The sequence below is a fragment of the Acinetobacter sp. YH12255 genome (assembly GCF_013417355.1).
GTDB lineage: Bacteria > Pseudomonadota > Gammaproteobacteria > Pseudomonadales > Moraxellaceae > Acinetobacter > Acinetobacter pseudolwoffii.
In genome coordinates this window covers 33,813-58,525 of the sequence record NZ_VPEC01000009.1, presented here as the reverse complement: position 1 = coordinate 58,525, position 24,713 = coordinate 33,813, and the positions used below count along the sequence as shown (strand labels likewise).

24 protein-coding genes, 1 other RNA gene and 1 pseudogene are annotated in these 24,713 nt (G+C 44.1%); 11 read left to right on the top strand and 15 right to left on the bottom strand.

The window, feature by feature from the left end; translation table 11 throughout:
- Positions 1 to 30 precede the first annotated feature (30 nt).
- Positions 31 to 1,674: a chemotaxis protein gene (locus FTV30_RS05730; RefSeq protein WP_180001170.1), complete on the top strand. Its 1,644-nt coding sequence runs from the start codon at positions 31 to 33 to the stop codon at positions 1,672 to 1,674.
- Positions 1,674 to 2,450 (top strand): NAD(+) diphosphatase, encoded by a 777-nt coding sequence (gene nudC, locus FTV30_RS05725; protein ID WP_005096369.1) that lies wholly within the window; start codon positions 1,674 to 1,676, stop codon positions 2,448 to 2,450. The genes FTV30_RS05730 and nudC overlap by 1 nt, the downstream gene beginning before the upstream one ends.
- Positions 2,451 to 2,553: 103 nt before the next feature.
- On the opposite strand, the gene FTV30_RS05720 is transcribed toward nudC, so the two are convergent.
- The 4 genes from FTV30_RS05720 to FTV30_RS05705 form a co-directional block, all read right to left on the bottom strand.
- Entirely contained in the window at positions 2,554 to 3,441 is an 888-nt protein-coding gene (locus tag FTV30_RS05720) for an alpha/beta hydrolase (RefSeq protein WP_074383052.1), read from the bottom strand.
- Positions 3,431 to 4,117 carry a BON domain-containing protein gene (locus tag FTV30_RS05715; protein WP_005096366.1) on the bottom strand — a complete coding sequence of 229 codons (687 nt, stop codon included), beginning with the start codon at positions 4,115 to 4,117 and terminating at the stop codon, positions 3,431 to 3,433. Before FTV30_RS05715 ends, FTV30_RS05720 begins: the two co-directional genes overlap by 11 nt.
- A 133-nt stretch (positions 4,118 to 4,250) precedes the next feature.
- The gene (locus FTV30_RS05710; protein ID WP_005096365.1) at positions 4,251 to 4,664 is read right to left on the bottom strand and encodes a YraN family protein; all 414 of its coding nucleotides are present in this window, start codon (positions 4,662 to 4,664) and stop codon (positions 4,251 to 4,253) included.
- Between the two features lie 15 nt (positions 4,665 to 4,679).
- On the bottom strand, positions 4,680 to 5,639 hold the full coding sequence (locus FTV30_RS05705; RefSeq protein ID WP_180001169.1) for a penicillin-binding protein activator: 960 nt from the start codon (positions 5,637 to 5,639) through the stop codon (positions 4,680 to 4,682).
- Between the two features lie 10 nt (positions 5,640 to 5,649).
- On the opposite strand from FTV30_RS05705, the gene rsmI reads away from it, so the two are divergent.
- Positions 5,650 to 6,492 carry a 16S rRNA (cytidine(1402)-2'-O)-methyltransferase gene (gene rsmI, locus FTV30_RS05700; RefSeq protein ID WP_100355256.1) on the top strand — a complete coding sequence of 281 codons (843 nt, stop codon included), beginning with the start codon at positions 5,650 to 5,652 and terminating at the stop codon, positions 6,490 to 6,492.
- Between the two features lie 89 nt (positions 6,493 to 6,581).
- On the opposite strand, the gene FTV30_RS05695 is transcribed toward rsmI, so the two are convergent.
- From FTV30_RS05695 to FTV30_RS05665, 7 genes and pseudogenes are all read right to left on the bottom strand, one after another.
- A complete protein-coding gene (locus FTV30_RS05695) occupies positions 6,582 to 6,836 on the bottom strand; it encodes a hypothetical protein (RefSeq protein ID WP_005171865.1) in 255 nt (84 codons plus the stop codon).
- Between the two features lie 175 nt (positions 6,837 to 7,011).
- The gene (locus FTV30_RS05690) at positions 7,012 to 8,259 is read right to left on the bottom strand and encodes an FAD-dependent monooxygenase (protein WP_180001168.1); all 1,248 of its coding nucleotides are present in this window, start codon (positions 8,257 to 8,259) and stop codon (positions 7,012 to 7,014) included.
- Complete coding sequence (locus FTV30_RS05685; RefSeq protein WP_180001167.1) at positions 8,256 to 9,464, bottom strand: FAD-dependent monooxygenase; 1,209 nt, start codon at positions 9,462 to 9,464, stop codon at positions 8,256 to 8,258. Before FTV30_RS05685 ends, FTV30_RS05690 begins: the two co-directional genes overlap by 4 nt.
- Before the next feature lie 117 nt (positions 9,465 to 9,581).
- Complete coding sequence (yddG, locus tag FTV30_RS05680) at positions 9,582 to 10,487, bottom strand: aromatic amino acid DMT transporter YddG (RefSeq protein WP_074383056.1); 906 nt, start codon at positions 10,485 to 10,487, stop codon at positions 9,582 to 9,584.
- 478 nt (positions 10,488 to 10,965) lie between these two features.
- Positions 10,966 to 11,204 (bottom strand): annotated as a pseudogene (locus FTV30_RS05675) (DUF378 domain-containing protein).
- Between the two features lie 292 nt (positions 11,205 to 11,496).
- Positions 11,497 to 12,831 (bottom strand): Xaa-Pro aminopeptidase, encoded by a 1,335-nt coding sequence (pepP, locus tag FTV30_RS05670; RefSeq protein ID WP_005096353.1) that lies wholly within the window; start codon positions 12,829 to 12,831, stop codon positions 11,497 to 11,499.
- A gap of 128 nt (positions 12,832 to 12,959) precedes the next feature.
- A complete protein-coding gene (locus FTV30_RS05665; RefSeq protein ID WP_005096352.1) occupies positions 12,960 to 13,592 on the bottom strand; it encodes a UPF0149 family protein in 633 nt (210 codons plus the stop codon).
- Positions 13,593 to 13,656: 64 nt separating this feature from the next.
- Between FTV30_RS05665 and FTV30_RS05660 the strand changes: the two genes are divergently transcribed.
- The 3 genes from FTV30_RS05660 (at position 13,657) to ssrS (ending at position 14,776) form a co-directional block, all read left to right on the top strand.
- Positions 13,657 to 14,214, top strand: coding sequence for a hypothetical protein (locus FTV30_RS05660; protein ID WP_005096351.1), 558 nt, complete (start codon positions 13,657 to 13,659; stop codon positions 14,212 to 14,214).
- Positions 14,211 to 14,498 (top strand): cell division protein ZapA, encoded by a 288-nt coding sequence (locus FTV30_RS05655; RefSeq protein ID WP_004279505.1) that lies wholly within the window; start codon positions 14,211 to 14,213, stop codon positions 14,496 to 14,498. Before FTV30_RS05660 ends, FTV30_RS05655 begins: the two co-directional genes overlap by 4 nt.
- 97 nt (positions 14,499 to 14,595) lie before the next feature.
- Positions 14,596 to 14,776, top strand: a non-coding RNA gene (gene ssrS, locus FTV30_RS05650) — 6S RNA.
- Between the two features lie 189 nt (positions 14,777 to 14,965).
- Here ssrS and FTV30_RS05645 read toward each other — a convergent pair.
- The 3 genes from FTV30_RS05645 to FTV30_RS05635 all read right to left on the bottom strand — a co-directional run bounded on the left by FTV30_RS05645 (position 14,966) and on the right by FTV30_RS05635 (position 17,696).
- Positions 14,966 to 15,127: a YqaE/Pmp3 family membrane protein gene (locus tag FTV30_RS05645; protein ID WP_005096350.1), complete on the bottom strand. Its 162-nt coding sequence runs from the start codon at positions 15,125 to 15,127 to the stop codon at positions 14,966 to 14,968.
- 309 nt (positions 15,128 to 15,436) lie between these two features.
- The gene (locus tag FTV30_RS05640; RefSeq protein ID WP_227523622.1) at positions 15,437 to 16,714 is read right to left on the bottom strand and encodes a sorbosone dehydrogenase family protein; all 1,278 of its coding nucleotides are present in this window, start codon (positions 16,712 to 16,714) and stop codon (positions 15,437 to 15,439) included.
- Positions 16,715 to 17,213: 499 nt separating this feature from the next.
- The gene (locus FTV30_RS05635; RefSeq protein ID WP_171063357.1) at positions 17,214 to 17,696 is read right to left on the bottom strand and encodes a VOC family protein; all 483 of its coding nucleotides are present in this window, start codon (positions 17,694 to 17,696) and stop codon (positions 17,214 to 17,216) included.
- A 419-nt stretch (positions 17,697 to 18,115) separates the two neighbouring features.
- Between FTV30_RS05635 and FTV30_RS05630 the strand changes: the two genes are divergently transcribed.
- The gene (locus tag FTV30_RS05630; protein WP_005171883.1) at positions 18,116 to 18,697 is read left to right on the top strand and encodes a 5-formyltetrahydrofolate cyclo-ligase; all 582 of its coding nucleotides are present in this window, start codon (positions 18,116 to 18,118) and stop codon (positions 18,695 to 18,697) included.
- 146 nt (positions 18,698 to 18,843) lie between these two features.
- The gene (lon, locus tag FTV30_RS05625; RefSeq protein ID WP_100328791.1) at positions 18,844 to 21,270 is read left to right on the top strand and encodes an endopeptidase La; all 2,427 of its coding nucleotides are present in this window, start codon (positions 18,844 to 18,846) and stop codon (positions 21,268 to 21,270) included.
- A 60-nt stretch (positions 21,271 to 21,330) separates the two neighbouring features.
- Here the strand turns inward: lon and FTV30_RS05620 are convergent, their stop codons facing one another.
- A complete protein-coding gene (locus FTV30_RS05620; RefSeq protein WP_180001166.1) occupies positions 21,331 to 22,278 on the bottom strand; it encodes a M28 family peptidase in 948 nt (315 codons plus the stop codon).
- A 151-nt stretch (positions 22,279 to 22,429) separates the two neighbouring features.
- Between FTV30_RS05620 and rlmH the strand changes: the two genes are divergently transcribed.
- The 3 genes from rlmH to FTV30_RS05605 all read left to right on the top strand — a co-directional run bounded on the left by rlmH (position 22,430) and on the right by FTV30_RS05605 (position 24,705).
- Positions 22,430 to 22,912 carry a 23S rRNA (pseudouridine(1915)-N(3))-methyltransferase RlmH gene (rlmH, locus tag FTV30_RS05615; protein WP_005096341.1) on the top strand — a complete coding sequence of 161 codons (483 nt, stop codon included), beginning with the start codon at positions 22,430 to 22,432 and terminating at the stop codon, positions 22,910 to 22,912.
- Positions 22,913 to 23,022: 110 nt separating this feature from the next.
- Positions 23,023 to 23,799 (top strand): class III extradiol ring-cleavage dioxygenase, encoded by a 777-nt coding sequence (locus FTV30_RS05610; RefSeq protein WP_005096339.1) that lies wholly within the window; start codon positions 23,023 to 23,025, stop codon positions 23,797 to 23,799.
- 132 nt (positions 23,800 to 23,931) lie between these two features.
- Positions 23,932 to 24,705 carry an META and DUF4377 domain-containing protein gene (locus tag FTV30_RS05605; RefSeq protein ID WP_034609074.1) on the top strand — a complete coding sequence of 258 codons (774 nt, stop codon included), beginning with the start codon at positions 23,932 to 23,934 and terminating at the stop codon, positions 24,703 to 24,705.
- The last annotated feature ends 8 nt before the right edge of the window (positions 24,706 to 24,713 follow it).

Below are 24,713 nucleotides of genomic sequence, written 5' to 3'. Positions count from 1 at the left end.
TAGATAATACTTCAGGAAAGGTGCAGATCCATGTCTTACCAAACCTCTATACATTTTGATCCAACAGCCTTACTGATAATAAGAAATGAGGTTGATAACTCGATCAAGTTAGTCGAATCAGCAGTAAGCACCTTGGTAGAAGATCAGACTTTACCTTTTGGCATTGATGATGCATTAAATCAGTTCGAACAATGCGCCCAGGTTCTGGCACTCATCGACATGTCCAGCCTGGCAAAAGTCGCTCATTATTCAGCAGAACTGATGCGCAAGATTATGGGGAACCCGGCACAGGTCAATACGCAGGACGTCATTGCCCTGAGTGAAGGCACCACCATGGTGAAACGCTATATCGAATTTATCTGCCTGCGTGAAGTAAAAATTCCACAGTTCCTGCTCGACACCCTGAACCGTCTGGAAATTGCGCTGGGTAAACCGCTCACCAGTGAAGGTCAGCATATTGAATCCCTGCTCGATCTGATCACGCCTGACTTTCAGTTACCACAAGCACCCGGTCTGGAAAAATCCAAATATGTTCAGCGCCTGTACAAGCTGTCCCTGAACAAGCTGCTTAAGCAGGAAGAAAGTGAACTGGATCTGCAGGCGATTAAACTGGTGGGGGCTTATCTGGCTGGGCTCGCTCAATCGCACACCAGCAAACAGTACTGGAATCTGGTTTTCGTTGCATTCAGCAATATTGATCACTTGCTGATTAATGAGCCACGTCTGCGCACTCTGGTGAGTATCGAGCGCAACATGGCACAATATTTTGGCTCGCCGGACAGCTTCAAGGCTTCACTTGCAGACCTGGCCAATGTCCTGAGTCTGTGTATTAGCCAGGAAGATGATACTGCACAACATATCCGCAGTCAGCTCAATATTGGTGAAGACCTGCTGACCGATATGCAGTTACAGGTCTTTAGTCGCCACCTGTATGGTCCAGACTTTGAAACCATGCATACCATTAGCGAACTGGTGACCACAGAAATGGCGCAGATTCGTAATGACATCGAGTTTAACTATCAGAACATGAGTCCTGAAAAAACTCAGGAATTGCAGGCACAGCTCAATAATCTGGCCAACATCTTCAAAGTATTGAACCTGAATGAAGCCTATCATGACCTGAACCGTCAAGCTACTTCACTGAGCCAGACTGAAATCCTGAAAGATCCGGGTTTTGCCCAGCAGTTGATGAATGTGATCCTGTCTGCCATGAACTCGATTGGGGTACTGGAACGTCATCACACCTCGAGCCGTTTGCAGCTGCGCGTCAACAACATGAATATTTCTCTGGACCGCCTGGATGAAGCACATGCGGCTTTACTCACTGAAACCAAGGCCCTGATCGAGCTTTCCAGCCAGATTCTGAGCAACTATCTGCAAGATCAGGACTTGGCTGCACTCGAACCTGTGCCAGTACAATTCTGTGAAATTGGCGGGGCGATGCTGTTCCTGAATGCAGAACATGTTCGTACTGCATTCACCACCACTGCAGCATTCATCAAGAACCGTATTGATCTATCAATGGCATTAACGCCGGAAGAGATTCATCGTGCTCTGGATACTCTGGCGAGTGCCGACATGATGATTGATAACTTAAAGAACAAACAGCCTGTTTTACAGGCTATGTTTAAGGTAGCATTGGACAGTAGTGAAAAACTCAAAATAGTTGCCTAATGTCCAAATTATCACTTGCTTATATTTTTCAGCAGCAGCAACTGCTGGTCGATCAACATTTTCAGCTTCCACAGGTTGAAGCCCTCGCAAGTGATTTGTTACTCCACACGGGTGATCAAGTGATTGCCCGTGACCTGCTTCCCGATGAGCCGATTCCTGCAGGCTTGCAACTGGTACCCATCCGCCAGTTATTACAGTTCTGGAATACCCAGCAATTCGAACAGGCCAGCCGTGCGGTACAGCTTTTAGAATGGCGCCGGAATCACAAATTTTGTAGTCATTGCGGTACAGCCACCGAAGCACATCCGCTTGAACATGCGATGCTCTGCCCATCCTGCAACTATCGTCAGTATCCACGGGTTCAGCCTTGTGTCATTACTGTCATTACCCGGGGTGAAGACGAAATTTTGCTGGCCAAAAACGCGCGTAATACCAAAAGCCAGATGTATGGCCTGATTGCCGGTTTTGTTGAAGTTGGCGAAACGCTGGAAGAGGCAGTACGTCGTGAAACGCTGGAAGAAGTCGGTTTAGAGCTCAAGAATATTCAGTATCTGGCTAGCCAGCCCTGGCCGTTTCCAAGCAATCTGATGATTGCCTTCAAGGCTGAATATGCCGCGGGTGAAATCGAATTACAGCAAGAAGAAATTAGCGATGCGCGATTCTTTAAATTCGATCAGCTGCCTGAAATTCCGTTCAAGGGCAGTATTGCCCATGCCATGATTATGCATGTGACTCAAGGTACGGCTGTCGCAGACGATACCAAGACCTGGCTCTAGCTCTTATTGAGCTCAAGTTTGGCTGAACCAATAAAAAAAGAATCCAAGGGAGATAATCTCCTGGATTCTTTTTTATGCCTTATTACTGGGTTAAATCCCGCTATCAGTCTCGAGATCTAAATGCATCCTCGAGTGCCCAAAGCACCTGCGCTTTGGTCTGGAAATAGCGACTGAACAAACTAGATAATGAACCTACGATTGTAATATGGCCAAGTTTCGGAATATGAATCAAATGGCTATGATTGCCCTTTTCTCGCAATACCCGATCTAGATCCTGACTATTAAAATGGCCAACGATGTTGTCCTTCTCGGCAATAAACAAATAATGCCGGGTTGGGCTATTTTTAACAAAATAATAAGGCATGACCTGCTGATATGGCACCGCCTGATCAAAAGCATCAGCACAAATCGGATCATTCTTATAATCAAAATGATAAGGCCCCGCCAGACCAATAATCGCACGGATTAGACTGTGGTCAATGTTGGCAGATTGCGGATGATACAGTGCAGACATGACATTGAATGCCCCGGCCGAATGTCCCATCAAAACCAGGTTTTCAGCACAGATATCTAACCGGCCGGCAGACTGCTGCAAGTGGTTCAATAATAAATGCAGATCATGAATATAGGCTGGGAAAATATGTTGTGGTGCCAGATGATAATTCATCACCACCACATCATAGCCTTCTTTGGCAAAGGCCTCACCAATGAACTGATAGTCCTTTTTATCGCCATGCAACCACGCGCCGCCATGTACAAAAACAATCAGGGGGCGATGGGGCAAAGGCTGCTGGCTACGGAACAGATCAAAGCGTTGCCGTGATTTTAGACCATAAGCCAGCTGAGTTTCGATCGTGTAACCCTGTTTAGGCGTTAAACGATTCAACGCATAACTGCCAAAATCATAGAGTCTAAATGCTTTATAGCGTTGCTGGACTTCCAGAATCTGATTCGACAATTGGTTTTTAAAATGACCGACCTTATGGAGCATCGGTTGGTTCAACCGTATCAGGATCTATCGCAACCGGCGTCTGTTCAATACCGGGCTGTGCATAAGCAGGTGCTGCAAAGTTCTGACTGCTCAGATTTGAAGACTGTTCAACATTGTCAATCAGGGTCACAATTTTGGTGACATTGCCCACTTGCTGCAATACCTGATTCAGGTCAGCAATTTCTGCGCTGTTCAAACGTCCCATCACATACAGCACGCCATCTTCAGTATGCACATGTACTTTACTGTCCGCAACCACAGTGGCTTTCATGATCAGGCCACGGGTATTCGCTGTGACCGCAGTATCCTGCATGATGGTGCTATAGCTGATCTGGTTGCCTACAGTAATAAAATTATGTACCGCTTTGACATCGCTCATGGATTTGACATTGTCTTCTGCCAGCTGCTTGAGATGTGCATCGGGCACCTGACCGGTCAGCAAGACATTGCCATGAAAACTTTCAATATTGACCCGAGCCTGTTTGAAGCGCGAATCTAGTTTATAAAGATTAATTTTTGCAGTACGGACAATCGAGGAATCAATAAACACCTGCCCCAAGGTACGCGCCCCACTCTCAGTTCCTACAGGAGCCGTACCTGTGCCGCTAGAAATAAAACTGGCACAACCTGATAAACTTGCGACACACAGCATTGTTATTGCAATACGCTTAACCACTCAGCAAGACTCCTTCATTTTATTACGTCTTTTTCAATCTAATAATCTGTCTTTAAGCTCAGATCATGGCAACTCTGCTTGAACTTTACAATGATCTTGAGGCAAATATAAGCATCTTTAGACCTTATTTTATTCACAGATTAATAAACTCTTGATCAAAAGTAAAAGCATTTTCAATCCATTCCAGATCATAAGGGTATTGCGAAAAGTCATGCTGTAGGGTTTTTGCAAATTGCTGTTTAAAATCAAAACAAATCACGTCAAAACGATAGTAATAGTGTGCAAATTGTGGATTTTTCTGAATAAAGCACATTGCCGTCTTGAGCATCTTGCCCTGTTTTGCTTTCGACACCGACTCGATCGCTTGCGCATATCCGGTGTGTGCACGAGCTTTGACTTCAACAAAGATCAGCTCCTGTTCACGTACCAGAATCAGATCCAGTTCACCATAACGGCTGTGATAATTGGCTGTAAGCAATTGAAATCCCTGCTGCTGCATCAGTTGGGCGGCTTGCTGTTCTGCCCATGTACCTAATTGCTGTCGCATTATTCTCTTTCCCTGTTAGAGCAGCTTTACACCTGTGCCACTGTACTGAAAACATTGCGGAGTACGCTGGACACCGTGTTCAGTGATCTGAATCCGGCCGGTTCTGCCCTGAAATTCAATCGTTTGCAGCCGCGGCTGAGATAAATACTGCTGGGTGATGTGCCAGGCATCGCCGCCACAAGCAATCAGGCGCTGATAAGACAGATTAACCGGTTCCTTGGCATAAGCTTGCAGCACATCCGGCCAATCCGCTAAGTAAAGCACTGGAACATCACAAAACTTGATCCCTTGTGGCAGCTTGTGCTGTTCGCTCATGGCATTGGCTACGGTATACATCCGTGAACGATTTAATTCAGGCATGACAGCCATCCATTCTGCATTGCCCAGAAACAATAATCCCTGCTTGGGCATTAAAAATCGTGGTGGTTTATCTACGATTTTAAATTTCAGATCACTCTGGCTCAGCAAGGACATCAACAACAGTTCATGCTCCGCTTCACTGCCCGGCTGGCGTAAAATCAGCAGTTGCCGAATCCCGTCTTTGAATAAAAGTGCTTTTAAGGCAGCGGCATCATCTTTCTTGGATAGACTGAACTGCCAGACATTGGGAGAGACATCAGCCACTTCATTCAGGCTGAGGGTACGTACTTTGGGTTTGCTGTTCAGCAGTTGTTCCACGTCGCTACGTGCCAATGGCCCCACCACCATTCTGGTCTTTTTATTGACATGCTGTTTAAGTAGCTGGGAGATATTTTTCTGATTGGCATTGACCCATTTCAGCGGAATCTTGTGTCCTGAAGCGGTATAGGCACTGAGAAAACCCTGTTTGATACTCGATGCAGCTCGCGCCAAAGGCCCGGATTCGGGTAGAATGATCAACACTTCTGCTTGAACGCTGCTGATGCAGCTGACTAAACACAAGCCTAATATTTTATTTTTCATCTTCCATTTTTTATTATTCAATTTATTCCACATGGAGAAACCTATGAGTGCTCAGTTATTTGTTGTTGCGACTCCAATCGGGCACTTAGATGATATTAGTTATCGTGCAATTCAGGTGTTGAAGTCGGTGAGTCTGATTGCTGCTGAGGATACACGAACTTCGGCACAGTTGCTTAAACACTTTAATATTCAAACACCTTTGACTGCATGTCATGAACATAATGAAAGCAACAAAATTGAGCAGCTGATCCAGCGTCTGCTCAATGGCGAAGATATGGCCCTGATCAGTGATGCTGGCACGCCCCTGATTAGCGATCCTGGTTTTAAATTTGTTCGGGCTGCTCAAGCGCATAATATCCGTGTTATTCCTGTGCCCGGTGCTTGTGCTGCGATTGCGGCCTTAAGTGCGGTCGGCTTGCCAAGTGACCGTTTCAGTTTTGAAGGCTTTCTGCCATCCAGACAAAGTCAGCGCCTGCTGAATCTGGAAAAACTCAAAGATGAAACCCAGACCCTGATTTTCTATGAAGCACCGCACCGGATTCTGGAATGCGTTAAAGATATGGCGAGCATATTTGGAGCAGACCGTCCTGTTGGCTTCGCGCGTGAAATTACCAAGACTTTTGAAACCATCAAGAAAATGACTTTAGGTGAACTGGTCGAATTCATTGCTAATGATCATAATCAGCAAAAAGGTGAAATTGTTCTGGTGATTGGCGGAGCAACCGAAGAAAAAGATCTGGATCAGGAAAAGCTGGATAAATTATTGAATCGCTTATTACAGGATCTGTCAGTCAAAGCAGCTTCACAACTGGCAGCAGATTTAAGCGGTATCAAAAAGAAAGTGGCTTATCAACGTGCTTTAGAACTGACATCAGCCAACGATTAATATTCTAGCTATCTATCACTTTTATTTTTGCAAAAAAAAACACCACAACTGATGTGGTGTTTTTTTATAAAGCCAAGTCAAGGAATGACTTATTCTTTAGCTACTGACTCATCTGCCGGTACTTCAACGATACGGCCGCCACTTGCGAGAAAAGCCGCAATTTCGTCTTCAAGTGCCTGACGCTTCTTTAACTTTGCAGTCACGGTCAAAGTTTCAGCTTCTGCAAGATCGTTATCATTGACGACCTCTGTACTCTCTGTTGCGCCTTTTTCAGCTGCTTTTGCTTCATCATCGTCAACGATTGAATCTTCAACGTCGTCGTCATAATCATTCATGTCTGTCATTTGCATCTCCCCCAAAATGAGCGCTCGCTTTGTATTTAAAGCCAGGTGTCGAATTAAGTGAAATTTAGCAATCTATGTGGCATTCGCCTAGTACCAAATATTAAAAAATCGTATTTTTTTTAAACAAAATCGTTACTCTTTATGGATGTTTGTTTAAAAAATTTACATTTCAACCCTAAGCTGCATAGCGTGTGTCTTTAAGTAAACTCAGACCATTGGCCTGTGCCATAAATGCATCTTTTAACATTGGCTGATTTTCTACCTGTTTCAGACCGAAATTACGTGCCCAAACCATCGGGAAAAATGAAGTCGTTTCCATCCAGCCAATCGCAGACATGCTGTGCATCATGGCATCGTTTTGTCCTTTACGGCGGTGCTCATAACGCTTCAGGCTTTGCTCATGTGCCCAAACACCACGTGACTGATCATGCAGCAATACATCACAGAGCACGGCAGCATCCAGACAGCCAATATTCACCCCTTGACCTGCCAGCGGATGAATCACATGGGCAGCATCACCAATCAAAGCCAGACCATCTTGAACATAGTGTTGGGCGGCACGTGCTTTTAATGGAAAAGTCGCACGTGGTGTCGCTTGTACGACCTTACCGAGCATATGATGACTTTCACGGGTCAATAGCTGTGTAAATTCAGCATCTGACAACCCTGCATATTCTTCAGCATAATCATCCGGCAAAGTCCAGACGATGGATTGCCAATGTCCCTGCTCTTCTTTTTTTAAGCTGGCCATCGGTAAAAAAGCCAGAGGGCCAGTTTCCAGAAAAATCTGGCGCGCCATATGCTGATGGGGCTGTACAGTTTGAATCGCACAGCTGATCCCGGCCTGTTTATAGTCCAGTACATCAATATCGATGAAAGCTTGCTCACGGACAAAGGAGTTGGCACCATCTGCACCAATCACCAGCTTGGTTTTAAGCTGTGTGCCATCGGCCAGATGAATGATCCAGACACCGACTCCACGTTCTACCCGGCTGACTTTAACTTCGGTACGGTAATCCTGTACAGCGTCAAGCATCTTTTGCTGAATAGCCAGATTCAGGATACTCGGTTCCACCATCGAACCTAAGGCTTGTTCTACTGAGGGTGTTTTTTCTGAAGGCTGGCCGAAATTAATATCACCATAGCCATTTTTATTCCAGACCTGCATACCGGTATAAGGCTGCTGACGTGCTAGTTTTTCCCATACACCGACTATTTTTAATAGGTGAATGGTTGCCTGACTCAGCGCCAAAACACGTGGATTCGCCACACCTAATGCCTTATCTGCATCTAAAATTGGGGCAGCGTCTAAAACTGTAGGCTGCACACCACCTTGCGCCAGCAGAAGTGCAGTCAGTCCACCGACCAGTCCACCGCCAATAATGACCACATCCAAGATTTCGTTATTTTGATTTAAGCTCATGCTTTTAATCCCATGGCATAATTTGCAACCAAAGGTTTAATGCCTGGAATATTTTCAAAGCAGATTAAGCCTGTGTTACGCATCAGTTTGAGGAATGGATTCTGGTTACTAAAACCGCGTACCACTGAATCACAGAATTTAATGACCCGCTGCTGATCTTTCAGGCGTGATTTTTCGTAGTCCTGTAGCATGGCTGCATCACCTAAATCAGCACCCTGCTCAAGCTGCTCTGCCAAATAGCGATTAAGCACATAAGCATCGCGCATACACAGGTTAAAGCCCTGTCCGGCTACAGGATGGATGGTATGTGCAGCATTGCCCATCAATACCACACGGCCAACGGCCTGTTTTTCTGCCAGGACTTGAGACAATGGGAAGCTAAAACGGCGACCGGTTTTCTGGAATTTTCCGGCACGATCACCATAAGTGTCCTGCAAGGCATCAAGAAAATGCTGATCATTTTCATCGCCCAACCATTCACCTTCTGTGCCTTTTTTTACCGGCCAGACAACGGAACGGCGATATTCACCCGGCAATGGCAATAATGCCAAAGGGCCTAAATGACTGAAACGCTCAAAACCGACATGACCATGGGGCTTCGAGGTTTGTACTGTAGTCACGATCGCGACCTGATTATAATCGTGTTCTGAAGTACCAATGCCCAATGCTTTACGGCAGAAAGAATCACGACCGTCTGCGGCAATGACCAGTTTAGATTGTAAAGTCAGCTCAGATTCACCACGCTGCGCCTGAATATAAGCACAATCGGCATCTTGGGTCAGCGATGTGACTTGTACACCATCAATCAGTTCAATCAGCGGCTGTTGTTTCACTTGGGTCAGCAGCACACGGCCGAGCCAGGCATTTTCAATCACCTGACCGAAACTTTCGACTTTTTCCTGTTCTGCTTTTAGGCATGCCTTACCAAAGCTGCCTTGTTCGGTAATATTGACTTCCAGAATTGGTGTGGCATGTTGCTGTAGTGCACCCCAAAGGCCGAGTTCCTGATAGATCTGTACACTACGGCGCGACAAGGCACTGTTACGCGCATCAAAACTGGAATGATACGGGGCAAGATGTTCATCATCATAATCTGGATATTTGATGGCTTCCAAAAGTTTGACTGCAATATTGGTTTTCGCCAACATCAGTGCGAGGCTTAAGCCCACCATACCACCACCGACAATGATGACTTCTTGTTGCATGCTGTAATCCTTTCAATGTCGTATCTAAGTCAATAGATACTTATAATCATGATGGATTTTATATTAGCTCAAAAAAATTCTTTTTTATAATGAAATAGCGTGTCTCGCCTCTGATGTTTATTGTTTCCGGGTGGCCAACCAGCACAGAATTGCTCCAGCCGTAACCATTGCCACACCCTGCCAAAAACCAAAAGACAAAGACGTACTCAGCAATAATGCTGCAAATAAAGCAGATAACACCGGAGTAAAATAGGAAGCACCCGCCATTAATGTCATGTTTCCAGAAATAATTCCAATATTCCAGGCACCATATCCCAAACCTAAAGCTCCGGCTGCCATAATCAAAGTGACGGTATTATCATAAGTAAAATTAAGCGCTGCTCCATTCATCAGGAAATATTTGATCCAGAGCACAACCGCAGCAAGGGCAAAGAATATCGTGACCAAGTTTTTACCTTGAGAAGTTTTTACGGTCACGGAACAATATGCAGCCCACAAAACCGCTGCAGCAAAAGCTAAACCATAACTAAGAGGATTAGCTTTCAAATTGCTCCATATTTGTAAGAGATCAAAGCCGGTATCTCCGCCTAAAACCCAACAAATTCCAACCAAGGCCAATAGGCAACCAGGAAGAATTAAGAGATTGGCTTTAACGTTGTTAAAAATGATTGCAAATAATAAGGTAAAAGTCGGCCATAGATAATTAATCATCCCTACTTCAATGGCTTGCCGACTATTTTGAGCATAACCAATAGAAAGGGCAAAACATAATTCATAAGCAACAAATAAAAGACTTCCCCACCATAAATAAGGCTTTGGAATAGTAGAAAGCTTGGGTAGACCGATGGTAAAAAATAAAATAATGGATGCCACACTGTAAATCAGGGCAGCACCTGCGACCGCTCCAAAACTCTCACTGACACTACGAATTAAGCCAACATTCGTACTCCAGAAGATGACCGCAGAAAGACCAATTAAAGTCGCGACATTTCGATTAAATACCGGTAGAGCGTTTAAGAGCATGGGCTATTTACTCAGAATCAAAGATATTCAGATATATGCTTTTGTAGTTTTAAAGATTAATTTTTCGACTCATTCAGATCATGCAATGAATCAGAATGATAGTAAATAATGCAGACTTAAATTTTAGATAAGAACTGTAACTTTCAGCTAAATTTATAGTTTTGTATGACTAAAATTGGCACAACATTTATTTTTTTAAATCGTCGCTTAGCTTTTAAGGAGAACTAAGATCTACAGCTTGGAGGTAAAAAAATCATTTGTTTATGGACGTTTTTTCCTCATAACTCCGCTATTTTATAGCTATCCAAACACCCAAAATGCCGTCTCTGTCAGCCAGTCATCTAGCTCAAATCACCATAATAAAAACGGAGCCTCAGCTCCGTTTTATTGATAACTATTCCATCCACTCAAGCCGAATTTTAATTATTTAAAATCAACCTTGTAGGGATGTAAGTCATATAGATTAATCGTTGGCGTATTAACGCACCACTCGGCTATGCGGCTCAGTGTGATGCACTGTTTTTCCTAATTTCGTACCGGTATAGATCAGGTACAATACCGACAAACCAACCAGTACATAAACAATTCGAGAAAGCGCAGTCATATCACCAAAGATTGCAGCAACCAAATTAAAGTCGAATGCACCAATTAAACCCCAATTGATGCCACCAATAATTGTTAAAGCGTAAGCAATCAGTCAATCGTATTTAGTCTCATAAGTCTTCTCCTGCTGTTCTTTAAGTTTATTTAAGGATCAGAGAAAGTATGAGAAGCAAAGCGCATTTAATATGTAGCTTTGATGCTAAAAACCGATTTTCTGTGTTGAATTCCTGTCAATTTTTAAGCTGCAAATTTTAACTGGGTGAGTTTTATTTGACTTGTTCGTGATAAATGTAATTGAAATCTTTTTTACTATCGTTGCGCAATCTCTCAAAAGATCTGGCTTCAAATCTATTAGAGCAGTCATAAAAAAAGCCGATCTAAGGATCGGCTTTTCATGTCTCTAAAATTAAGCAGCCTGTGCTTTCGCCATTAATGCTTCAATGTCTTCTACCGTTTTCACGACTTTCGCGGTTAACACCAACGGGCCATTTGCAGTGGCCACGACATCATCTTCAATCCGGATGCCAATGCCACGCCATTTTGCATCCACAGTTTCATCATCAGGTGCAATATATACACCCGGCTCAACGGTGACCACCATGCCTTCTTCATACGGACGCCATTCACCATCGACCTTATACGCGCCAACATCATGCACATCCATACCAAGCCAGTGACCCGTGCCATGCATGTAGAACTGGCGGAAAGCTTCTTTTTCTATAATGTCGTCGATATCACCTTGCATCAAGCCAAGATCAAGCAGACCTTGCACCAGGATGCGCACAGCAACATTGTGCGGTTCTTTATAGGAGTTGCCAATTTGCACGGCATTGATCGCAGCGATTTGGGCATCCAGTACCACGTTATACAAGGCTTTCTGTTCCGGACTGAATTTACCATTCACTGGAAAGGTACGGGTAATATCTGAAGCATAAAGCTGATATTCAGCCGCGGCATCAATCAACACCAAATCACCATCTTTCAGCGCTTTATCATTTTCTACGTAGTGCAGGATGCAGGCATTTTCACCGCCACCGACAATACTGTTATAGGCCGGAACACCGCCATTCTTGCCGAAAATATAATTCAGCTCGGCTTCGAGTGCATATTCCATCATGCCCGGACGTACTGCTCGCATCGCTTGAGTATGTGCATCTGCCGAAATATCTGAAGCAATTTGCATCAGTTCAATTTCATTGTCATCTTTATGCAGACGCATTTCGTCAATAATACGATCCAGCTGAATCACTTGAGCAGGTGCAGACGTACCACGCCGGCTTTCACCACTTGCAGTCGCAATCCATTTCGCTACACGTGCATCAAAATCCGCGTTGTGGCCAATGCGATAAAATAACTGGTCTTTATTTTGTAATTTTTCCAGAATTCCTTCATCTAGCAGATCAATCGGATAGGCTTCATCTGCATCATAATCCTGCATCGCCCCATCAATCCCTGCACGATAGCCATTCCAGATTTCCATTTCCCGGTTACGTTCCCGGCAGAATAAACTATAGCTATAGCCTTCTTCTTCAGTGTCAAAGGTTTCAATCACAGCCACAGCTTCAGGTTCTGAAAATCCGGTTAAATAGAAGAAACTACTGTCTGCACGGTATTTATAATCTGCATCACGGTTACGCATCGCCACCGGACTGGTCGCGATAATCGCAATACTGCGTAAACCAATTTCCCCTGCGAGAATACTGCGACGTTCCTGAAAATCAGCTTGTGTTAATTTCTTCATTACACCTTACTTCTTGTCAATTCATGCTTTTATTGAAATTTTCTCTTGAAAACAGAACATATATTCTAATGAAACAGCAAAATATATGCCTGATTTCAAGCAGTGTGATGACATAGCTAACTATTTAGTTAGCTTGGACGTTTAGGCGAGAAAATTTCGACCACGCTTTGCGCCTCTGTAGCAGAAACCTGAGGCTGCACTTTTTGTGTCAATTGCTGCAAGAGTGGCGTTTCCTCAACCTCCACTTTCTTACGTCCCAAAGACAGGCTCACTGGAATCAGGCGCACAAATTCATACAATTCCTGATAGCTTTCTTCACCTTCGGCATCATCGTCTGAGTCTTCAAATTCAACCGCTGCAACATCTTGTAAATGTTCAATCAGTTCTACTTCGTCCTGACGAATATGACCAGAAGCCAGACCAAAACCTAACACCACGCCTGCGCACCAGTCCGCCAATGCCTGCACACGTTCTGAGAGCACATGCTCATCATCTGGAAGCAAAGGTAAATAATCCAGTTCATCTTCAGACAATGCATGGAAAACATCTTCAGCTTCGCCAGTCAACAGTTCTAATGCTTCGGCATCCAGTTCAGGCACATCCAGTGTTTCTAAAATCTGTAACCATTCTTCACTGCTCGGTGCCTGGGTGACACAAACAATCCCGGTCAGCAAACCATGCAGTTCACTCGGGCTAGAAATTTCCTCAATTGAAGAAAAATTGCGGTGCCATTCGGTCCAACCTGAAATATCGTCTTGCATTCGTTTATCCAATCTCTATACTGCTTATATATTACCTCTGTTTGCAACACTGTGCGACCTCGATATGTTAGAAGAATTACAGCGTCTACAAGTGCAGATTGGCGTGTTAAAAACGCGACTCGCACGGCTTGAAAGTGAGAATTCCAGTTTGCGCGAAGAGCAAGACTCTTCCATGGTGCAACATCAACAGCAAATTGAACAAAAGAACAGCGTGATTGCGCAAAAACAACAAGAAAATGAACACCTGACCGAACAGCTGACAGATTCTCGTGCCCAGTTTCAACTGCTCAATAATGATGCAACTGCACTGGCAGACCGTTATGGCCGTCTGGAAAAAAGCTGTACCGATCTGAAAAACCGTTTTCAGGAAATTCTGGCTGAACGAAATGAACTGCGGGTTTTGAAGGAAAAGATGCTGATCGAACAGCGTCAAGCCCAACAGGAAATTCAGCGCCTCAATCAGGAATCTGAGCGTTTAACCCAGAAAAATGAAAATGCCAAAGCCAAAGTTGAGGCGATTATTCAACGTCTGGCAATTCTCGGCACTGCGCAGGATCATCATGCACAAGAAATCCAACAACTGGCCCATCCGACTGAAGTAACTGAGGAAGCCTCATCATGAGTGAACAAATTGCAATTGATCTCAGAGTATTGGGGCATAGTTTCCGTTTGGCCTCTACTCCTGACAAGCAGGAAGAATTAGAGCGCGCGGCACAGTTATTGAATGATAAATACGATGAATTTCGTCGTAAAGCACCACGCATGGAACCCAGCAAGCTGATTATCATGGTGGCACTTGAGCTGATGCAGGAAGTCTTGAACATGAACAGATCACTGCAACAATATGCGCATTGCGAGCGTTTGTTACAAACCATTTTAGAAGAAGTTGAGGAACTAACAGAATAATCTCATATTCTGTTTAAACTTCGGCCATTTGGCTGAACTGTTTACAGTTCATGAACAGCATAGAGTTGCCACACCGACATTATCGTTTATAATTAACTTATCTCTGAGGTGTTCGCCAGTGGGTCTATATCCCTGCCGATACTTATATCTCCGGATGCGTTCTGCATATTTAGAGTGTATGCCTGCCTTCGTGCAGGAAACCCAGCAAGTATGCGTCGCGTCCACCTTGAACTCATCGGGTTCAGGGTAACGACATGCAGCGGCATCTTCGGAGTACTTTAATTTTTTGCTTAAAATATACTTATAATTCTCTTAAAATCCTTTCTAAACTTTCTCTCAGTTTTATATTTCAGTATTTATCTCGGTCATTTCTCAAAGTTCATTTTATTCATACCATTATCTGGTAGGCCTATAAAATGCTTAACAAGAAAATCGCTTTAACTTTCTTTTAAATACACATTGAATTTTCAAGTTATTTGATCTCGATCTAAAATAAACATGGCCCAGATTGCGGCAGGAATCCAGCCTAAAATTGAAATCTGCAGCATGAGACATATTGTTGCTTCAACCGGTTTGTGAATGGTCATAAATAAGGACCAGGGGAAAATAAAGGCAATCATCAACTTCATTTTAAATACCCTCTTGTGTTCGTGTTTGCAATTTTAATATCCAGTTTTTACTGGACTCTGTGTTCGCTCTTTTTAGTGTTATCAAAAAAAATATGCATACTGTATCATTCTAAAAAACATCTCAAAAGCCTAATTCAGTTAGCTTAAATGCAGCTTAAAAATTATTTTAAATCAGCTTAGCGAACTTATATTTTCAATTATCATCTTGACGTTTTTATGAAAAAGACCTTGCTTTCACTCGCGCTGCCCAGCAGCTTTTCACTCGACTGAAACCCCTCATCTTTGGGCTGTTTAGGTGAAAACTGATTGCTACTTGGCAGCCGTATTCAAGGGTGATACCCGCCAAATCACGTCACCGACATCATCAGCTACTAAAATGGCGCCTGCAGAATCTACGGTTACACCAACAGGGCGCCCAAATGCTTTGCCCTGCTCGCTTAAAAATCCGGTTAAGACATCTTGAGGCTGACCGAAAGGCTGGCCATTTTGAAAGGGAACAAAAATCACTTTATAGCCACTATGCGGTTTGCGGTTCCATGAGCCATGCTGGCCAATTAGTGCACCATTTCGATAATGAGGCATTAGATCTGCTGTATAAAAACTTAAGCCCAATGATGCTGTATGATTACCCAAAGCATAGTCTGGTGGAATTGCCCGTGCCACCCGTGCAGGGTTTTGCGGCTTGACCCGTGTATCTACATGTTGGCCATAATAACTATAGGGCCAGCCATAAAAAGCACCGTCTTTAACCGAGGTGAGATAATCTGGAACCAGATCATTGCCGAGCTCATCACGCTCATTGACTACCGTCCAGAGTTTGCCACTCTGTGGTTGCCAGTCCATACCATTCGGATTACGAAGTCCGGTTGCAAAAGGTCGTGCTTGAGTATTGGCCAGGTCAAATTCCATGATCAATGCCCGACCTTCTTCTTGATCCAAGCCATTTTCAGCTACGTTACTGTTGGAACCTACCGTAATATAGAGTTTGCTGCCCGTAGGATTGGCAATGACATTTTTGGTCCAGTGATGGTTTAAACGACCCGCCGGTAAATCCAGTACTTTGGTGCCGGTTGCAGTAATTTGAGTAGCACCTGCTTGATAAGGAAAGCGCATCAGGGCATCAGTATTGGCCACATACAACATATTGCCGACCAGTACCATGCCAAATGGAGAGTTGAGATTCTGTAAAAATACAGTTTTTTGTTCAGCGACTCCATCACCATTATTGTCACGAAGCAGACTAATGCGGTTAGCACTCGGATGCGATGAGCCGGCTCGCTGCATTACCCATTTCATGATTTTGCCTTTAATTCCTTTGCTATCATCAGGCTTAGGTGGTGCATCGGTTTCGGCCACCAGCACATCACCATTTGGCAATACATAGATCCAGCGCGGATGCTGCAACCCTTTGGCAAATGCCTGAACTTTTAAACCTGTAGCCGGAGTGGGCATTTTGCCCTCAGGCCAACCTTTGGCAGGTGCAATATTGACTGTAGGCAGCAAGCTGGATTTTGGTTTGGGTAACTGTGGCTGGGAACCATAACTGTCAGCAATTGGCGACTTGGATGGCATAGTACAAGCCGTCATCGCCAGCAGAAGTGCCAAGCCTGCACCAGGCAAAAAAAAGTGAACCGGCTGAATAGGCATTTTTATCTCTTGTTATTTTTTATCGTCATCGACTTACTTTAAAAAACAATTAGAGATGCCACTAGTGGCTTGATGTTTTTTCTGGTTATGAATTGGTTATCAGTTTTGAAGTAGATTTGTTTTTTTGTCGTAGCAGCATGATGCACAAGAGCTAAAAGAATTCTGATCAGTCATTCGACTCAGGGATTGTTGTAGTTCATCCAAGCACAGCTCCGTTTTAAGGTTTCATATACTGTTCAAAATAAAAGCCCATCTTTTGATGAGCTTCTACGTGCAAATCAGACCTGAATGATCCTAAACCTAGAGAATCTATGAATAAGAGAGTCGGATATTCGTCTGAAATACTTCAAAAAACAATTAAGGGAAGTCCTCCAAACAGCTGGGTAAGATTGTGCTACACAGCCAGATCCACTGGAATGAAAGATAAGATCCGTGGCTCTCAACCACGAAATGCCGCTTCAATCGCGGAGATGTCAATTTTCTTCATGGTCATCATTGCATCAAAGGCACGTTTGGCGGCGGCACGGTCAGAACTGGTCACTGCCTGAATAAGCACAATTGGCGTAATCTGCCAGGAAATGCCCCACTTGTCTTTACACCAGCCACACTCGCTTTCCTGACCGCCATTGCCAACAATTGCATTCCAGTATCGGTCGGTTTCTTCCTGATCTTCAGTTGCCACCTGAAATGAGAATGCTTCGTTATGCTGGAATGCCGGGCCACCATTTAGTCCAATGCAGCTAATACCCAGCACCCTAAAGTCAACGGTGATGACATCGCCTTCTTTTCCAGAAGGATAGTCTCCGGGTGCAAGGTTGATCGCGCCAATTGAGGAGTCAGGAAATGTCTCGGCATAAAATCGTGCAGCAGCTTCAGCGTCGTTATCATACCAGAGGCAGATGGTGTTCTTCGCAATATTCATCATGTTCAATCTCCATTGATTTAGGTCTTACGCGCTCTGCCTAGGCACAATGTGTTAGATCTATTGGGTTAATCAGAGATCTGATCCCTTATCTATAATTCACTCAAAAACACAAAAAATCGATTTTAGATTTGTACCTTTATTAATCAAAATCTGTTTCATGATCATCAAAATGATGACTTAAAAACGCATGCTTCACAGAAAATAAAAAAATTATGACATTTTAAGCAGCCAATAATTCAATGCCTTTAATTGACCAATTTTAATCAAGTTTTTAGAGATGAGATTCATTATGAAATTTGCTGAACTTAACCAAGTTGCTACCTCGTCATATGAGAATCAAGATCACAATTATTTTTTACTTTTCCCGAATTCCCACTTAGACTAGAGCACACTTTTGTCAGATCTGCTTTTGCCCTATGACCATTCAAGAATTAAGAAGATACCTGCGTAAAACACGTCGTCATCTTTCTAAATTTGAGCAAAGGCAAGCTGCACAAAAAGTTTTAAATCGCCTTATACGTAGCCCGCAATTTATTCATGCCAAGCACATCGGCATTTATCTGCATGCTTTTGGTGAGATTCATACCCACACCATTATTGAACGCTGCTTTAAACTGGGCAAACAGGTCTATCTGCCTGCGATTTGCGACATGAATCAACAGCTGGTCTGGATCCGAATCAGCCAGCATCAATATCGCAACAAGCGCTTTGCCTATCATCGGCTGGGAATGCGGGAGCCCATGACGACACGTGGTACTCATGTTTCTAAGCTGGATTTATTGATCATGCCGCTGCTGGCCTGTGATCATTCAGGGACACGCATTGGGATGGGTGGCGGTTTTTATGATCGAACCCTGGCTTCTGCGCCCGGGCTTCCATTCCGTCTGGGACTGGCGCATGACTTTCAACTGCTTAGCCAGTCCTTAAAACGGGAAAAATGGGACCAACCCTTGGATGCTCTTATTACCCCGACAGTTTTTTTAGCTTTCAAACGCTAATTTCTCAATTTCCCTGTTGTGAACTACTTTAAAATCACATAATTAGTCATTTTTCATACAATTTAATCTTAACGCCCCTTGTATTTTTTAAATTACCCATCACTATTAAAACATGGCAACACCGTTGTCACTCATTAGGAGTGCTCATGTCTGAAATTATTATGAATCAAGAAACCTTAGAGCCTCAGGTTCCAAGTGTACTACCCCTTTTGGCGCTGCGTGATGTGGTGGTTTATCCGCATATGCAAATTGCGCTGTTTGTCGGTCGTGAAAAATCGATCAATGCAGTTGATGTGGCTCGTAACAGTGACAATCTAGTATTTGTAGTTGCGCAAAAAGATTCGCTTACAGAAGAAATTGATCACGACAATTTATATCAATACGGTACTGTCGCGAAGATTGTGCAAGTTGTGAATCACGAAAATGATGAAAACTGTATCAAAGTCCTGATTGAAGGACTGCACCGAGCCAAACTGAAAACCATCATTGACGAAAATGAGTATCTGACAGCAGAACATGAACTCAGCCCAATGACCGTTACGGTGGATGAAGACACTCAAGCCGTGCGCTTGCAAGAATTACGTGCGCTTTTTGCTCAATATGCAGAAGCGAAGCTACGTAATGCGCGTGAACTGATTACCGCAGCCAACAAAATTGAAGACCTGTTACAGTTATTATTCTTCGTGGCGACCCGTGTTCCATTGAATATTGATGTCAAACAAAAATTCCTGGAACATGATGAATTCGAAGCGCATTTAACTGAGCTGATGACTTATCTATTGCAACAATCTGAAGAACAGCAGATTGAGCAAACCCTGCATGACTCTGTTAAACGTCAGATGGAAAAGAACCAGCGCGAATACTTCCTGAATGAAAAAATGAAAGTCATTCAGCGCGAGCTTTCCGACATGAACGGCGGCGCGGAAGATGATGTCGCTGAAATTGAAAAACGTCTTGCTGAAGCAGATCTGCCTGAGCATGTACGCAAGAAAGCTGAAAACGAATTCCGTAAACTCAAAGCGATGCAGCCTGCCTCAAGTGAAGCAGCAGTTGTTCGCAACTATCTGGAAGTGATTCTGGATACACCGTGGAATAAAGCCAGCAAAGTCAGCATTAACCTGAACAAAGCACAGGAAATTCTGGATGCAGACCACTATGGTCTGGACGATGTCAAAGATCGTATTGTGGAATATCTTGCGGTTCAGTCGCGTGTGAAAAAATTGCGTGGCCCAATTCTATGTTTAGTCGGTCCTCCGGGTGTTGGTAAAACCTCACTGGGTGAGTCGATTGCTAAAGCAACTGGTCGTGAATTTGTACGTATGGCCCTTGGTGGTGTACGTGACGAAGCCGAGATTCGTGGTCATCGTCGTACCTATATCGGTGCGATGCCAGGTAAAATCGTGCAGTCATTGACTAAAGTTGGGGTGAAAAACCCGTTGTTCCTGCTCGATGAAATCGACAAGATGGCGCAAGATTACCGTGGTGATCCGGCGTCTGCGATGCTCGAAGTCCTCGATCCATCACAGAACAACAAGTTCAGTGATCACTACCTGGATCTAGATCTGGATCTGTCTGAAGTAATGTTTATCTGTACCGCAAACAGCATGAACATTCCTGAAGCCTTGCTGGATCGTATGGAAGTGATCCGTCTTCCGGGTTATACCGAAGAAGAAAAAGTCAATATTGCAGATCGTTATCTGGTACCAAAAGCCATTAAAAATAATGGCCTGCGTGCTAAAGAGTTAACTGTGCATGAAGAAGCGATTCGTGACATCGTGCGCCGTTATACCCGTGAAGCCGGTGTACGTAGCCTTGAGCGTGAAGTATCCAAAATTGCACGTAAAGTGGTCAAAGAAGCGGTGAGCAAAAAAGCCAAAAACCTTCAGATTGAAGTGACAGCAGGCAATCTTCCAGATTACTTGGGCGCACATAAATTTGACTATGGTATGGCGGAAGAAGAAGCACAAATCGGCCGTGTCAATGGTCTGGCCTGGACTTCGGTGGGTGGCGAATTGCTGACCATTGAGGTTGCAGCCGTTCCAGGTAAAGGCAAGTTCATTACCACCGGTTCTCTTGGCGATGTCATGAAAGAATCAATTACCGCTGCCATGACTGTGGTGCGTACCCGTGCAGATGAGCTTGGCATCGAAGCGTCCCGCTTTGAAGAAACCGATGTGCACGTGCATTTACCGGAAGGTGCGACACCGAAAGATGGTCCATCCGCAGGTTTGGCATTGACCACTGCATTGGTATCTGCATTTACCGGGATTCCGATTCGTCCGGATATCGCGATGACAGGTGAAACCAGTCTGGGTGGTCGTGCATTACGTATTGGCGGTTTGAAAGAGAAACTTCTTGCAGCCCATCGTGGTGGCATCAAGCTGGTCTTCATTCCACAGGAAAACGTACGTGATTTGGCGGAAATTCCTGAAAATGTAAAAGATGGTTTAGAGATTAAAGCCGTGAAATCGATTGATGAGATTTTACCGCTGGCCCTCATCTCTTTGCCAAAAGCCTTGGTGAAAGCACCGATTGTAAAAACCAAAGAAGAAGCGAAAGCAGCCCGTCATTAAGATGAGCTGATTTGCCAAAACCCTGCTCCGGCAGGGTTTTTTATTGTGTAAAGAAATTGATTAAGGTTGCAAGGCCATCTCTACCAGCCCATCAATCACATAGGTCATCTTTTTCAGATCCAGTTTATCCAAGGTGTCCAGCTCAGTATTATAATAAGGGTTACGATAATGCGCCGTATCGGTAATTAACATGGTCGAATAATTGAATTTGGCATAATTCAGATAACCAGAAAAATTCATATCCTGAGCAAAAGTTGGACTGATAAAACGTTGACATTCCAGACGGTTAAGACTTTGCATGGCAGTACAATAATCTCCGGTCATGCCAGTCGAGGTCAAATGACCAATCGCGGCAATAAAGTTCCCATGATCTGGATAAATCCATTTCAACCCCACCGGATAAGTCTGCACCAGATTTTCATCAAAATAGCCAATTGAATCCAGAATCACCACACCTTTCAGCTTCTGCTTTTTTTTCTTGAGCGACTTGGCATGAATATAGCTGCCCATATGCTCTGTCTTGAAAAAAGGCGGCTCTTCCAAGGTATAAAAAGCAAATTCGATCTCATGTTTGAGCTTGGATTTTTGCAAGGCCAATAATCTTGCGGTTTCCAGTAAACCTGCCACTCCCGAGGCATTATTGTCAGCACCATATCGATCACTAAAGACATCATAATGCGTGCCCATGACCATTTTGGTTTTGGCCTGAGCATTTAAATGGCAAATGACATTTCGATAGCTTAGGCTATTAACTACATAGACCTGAAACTGACAGGGAATGCCAAAACGCTGCATCTGTCCTTTAATCCATGCAGACACTCGGTTCAGTTCTTTAACATTCTTGTAATTTCGAAATTCATCGACACTCATGATCTGGCTGAAAAACAATTCCAGATGAGAAATTTGAGCGCGTGTGTTGGTATTGGCAGCACTGAAACTTGAGCCGATTAGACCGGTGACCAACAGCAGCAAAGTACAACATCCTTTTATGATGACCTTAGTCCGCATTTATTATTATCCATTCCTTTATCAAGCGGAGACTTGAACTCAGGACATTAAAGCAGCACTAAATCCTTCATTTCAATTTCAATTTGTTTCCTGACTCAACTTCGTGTTGTTTGATCGTTATAATGAAGTATCCAATTATTGATCTGTCTGTATGAAAATCCGTATCCTGACCATTGGTCAAAAAATGCCAGCATGGGTGCTGACTGGTTTTGAAGATTATTTCAAACGTATTCAGCCCTTTGTACAGACCCAGATTATTGAACTGCCCATGGCCAAGCGCGGCAAAAATGATTCTGAAGCGGATATCCTGAAATATCGAAATATTGAGGGTGACAGCATTTTAAATGCACTCAAGCAGAACGAAATCCTGATTGCGCTAGAAGTGGGTGGACGTGAGTTCAGTACCGAAAAACTGGCTGAAACCATGAAAGGCTGGATGCTGGAAGGCAATGATGTGGTACTGGCGATTGGCGGGCCAGATGGTCATTCGGAAGCAGTACGTAAAGCTGCTGCATGGCATTGGTCTCTCTCTAAGCTCACACTCCCCCATCCCATGGTTCGGGTGATGCTGATTGAACAACTGTACCGTGCAATGACCATTAACCATAATCATCCCTACCATCGTGCAGGTTAATGACGTTGCTGAAGCGTTCTTTTTATGCAACGTTTTGTTGAATAATTCCCCCTGCTTTTTTCGTTATTTTTAATGCATTATTGAGACATCTTCTAGATGTGGTTTGACTTATGAACTTACAAACGTTGCCCGGCTTATTTATTTCTCATGGCTCTCCTATGCTAGCGCTGAATCCTGAGCAAGTGGGTCCTGCCTTGCATCGTTTAAGCGAAAACCTGCCACGCCCGGAAGCGATTATTATCATGTCAGCGCACTGGGAAAGTGAGGCACTGGAAGTCAGTAGCGGTATTCGACCAGAGACCTGGCATGATTTCCGTGGTTTTCCGCCAGAGCTGTATCAATTACGCTATCCTGCACCAGGAAATCCTGAACTGGCCGAGCAGATCTTGGGTTTGCTGGCCAATGCCGGTTTTGCTGCACATGCCAATAGTACTCGTCCACGTGATCATGGCGTATGGATGCCGCTGCTGCATATGTATCCGGATGCGGATATTCCAGTGGTTGAAATTTCCTTGCCCATGTCGATGAGTGCCGATGAAATCTATAAAATTGGTCAAAGTCTGGCACCGCTACGTGAGCAGCAAATCCTGCTGATTGGTTCAGGCAGTATCACGCATAACCTACGTGAACTGTCTTGGGATGGAACGGCGGCTGATGTACCGGTATGGGCATCAGATTTCCGCAATTTTGTCGTCCATAAACTGGCCCATAGCGATTATGATGCGATACTGGACTGGTCCAATATTCCACACATGGCGCGTAATCATCCAACACTGGAGCATTTTGCCCCGATCTTCTTTGCGATGGGGACCGGAAGCCGCTTTAGTCTGGTGCATAGCAGTTTTAGCATGGGTTCTCTCGGCATGGATGTCTACCGCTTCGATTAATCTTGATTGAAAACTCAAAATTTTAACTTTTAAATTTGGATACATTTTGCAACCAAAATCTGCGATATGTATCCATATCTTTTAGAAATGCATCCGTTATCATTTCAATTCTTTGTTCTTTATTATAAATCCATGAAATTAAAATTTATTGTACTGGCATTATTACCTTTAACTTTTGCAGCCTGTCAGTCGGGTGATATCCAGCAGGCTGGAGATCGTACAGTGGCTACCCTACAACAAAAAAGTGCAAATCAGCTTCTTTCTGCCTACCACTGGCAACTAGATCGCGGGCTGGAACGGCCAATCGTGCTCAGTTTCGATGCTCAAGGCCGCCTGAGTGCCGTGACGGGCTGTAATGGACTCAGTACAAACTGGTCAGTGAAAGATAATATTATCAGCACCAGCGAAGTCATAGGAACCGAAATGGCCTGCGATACCGCACTGATGCAACAGGAACGCTTTGTCAGCCAGCTTTTACAAAAACGTGCAATTCCTTTTGCGCTCAATACCACGAACCTTGACCAGCCGACCCTAACGCTTTCCGCTGCCGATGGTCAAAAATATGAATTTACCGGGAAAATGACTCCGGAAACCAGATATCAGGGGCAAGCTGAAACAATTTTTCTGGAAATTTCCCCAGATACAAAATCATGTACCGGTGTGGCTCAGCAAAGCTGCTTGCAAGTTAAACAGGTTAAATATGATCAAAACGGTCTGAAGACCCAGGTCGATAAGGACTGGACATTATTCTATGACCAGATTGAAGGTTTTCAGCATTCACCGAATGAACGCCAGATTATTCGGCTAAAACGTTTTGAAATTAAGAACCCTGCGGCAGATCAATCTAAATATGCTTATATTTATGACATGGCAGTCGAGCGCGAAGCCGTGAAAGGTTCATTATAAAATATCTA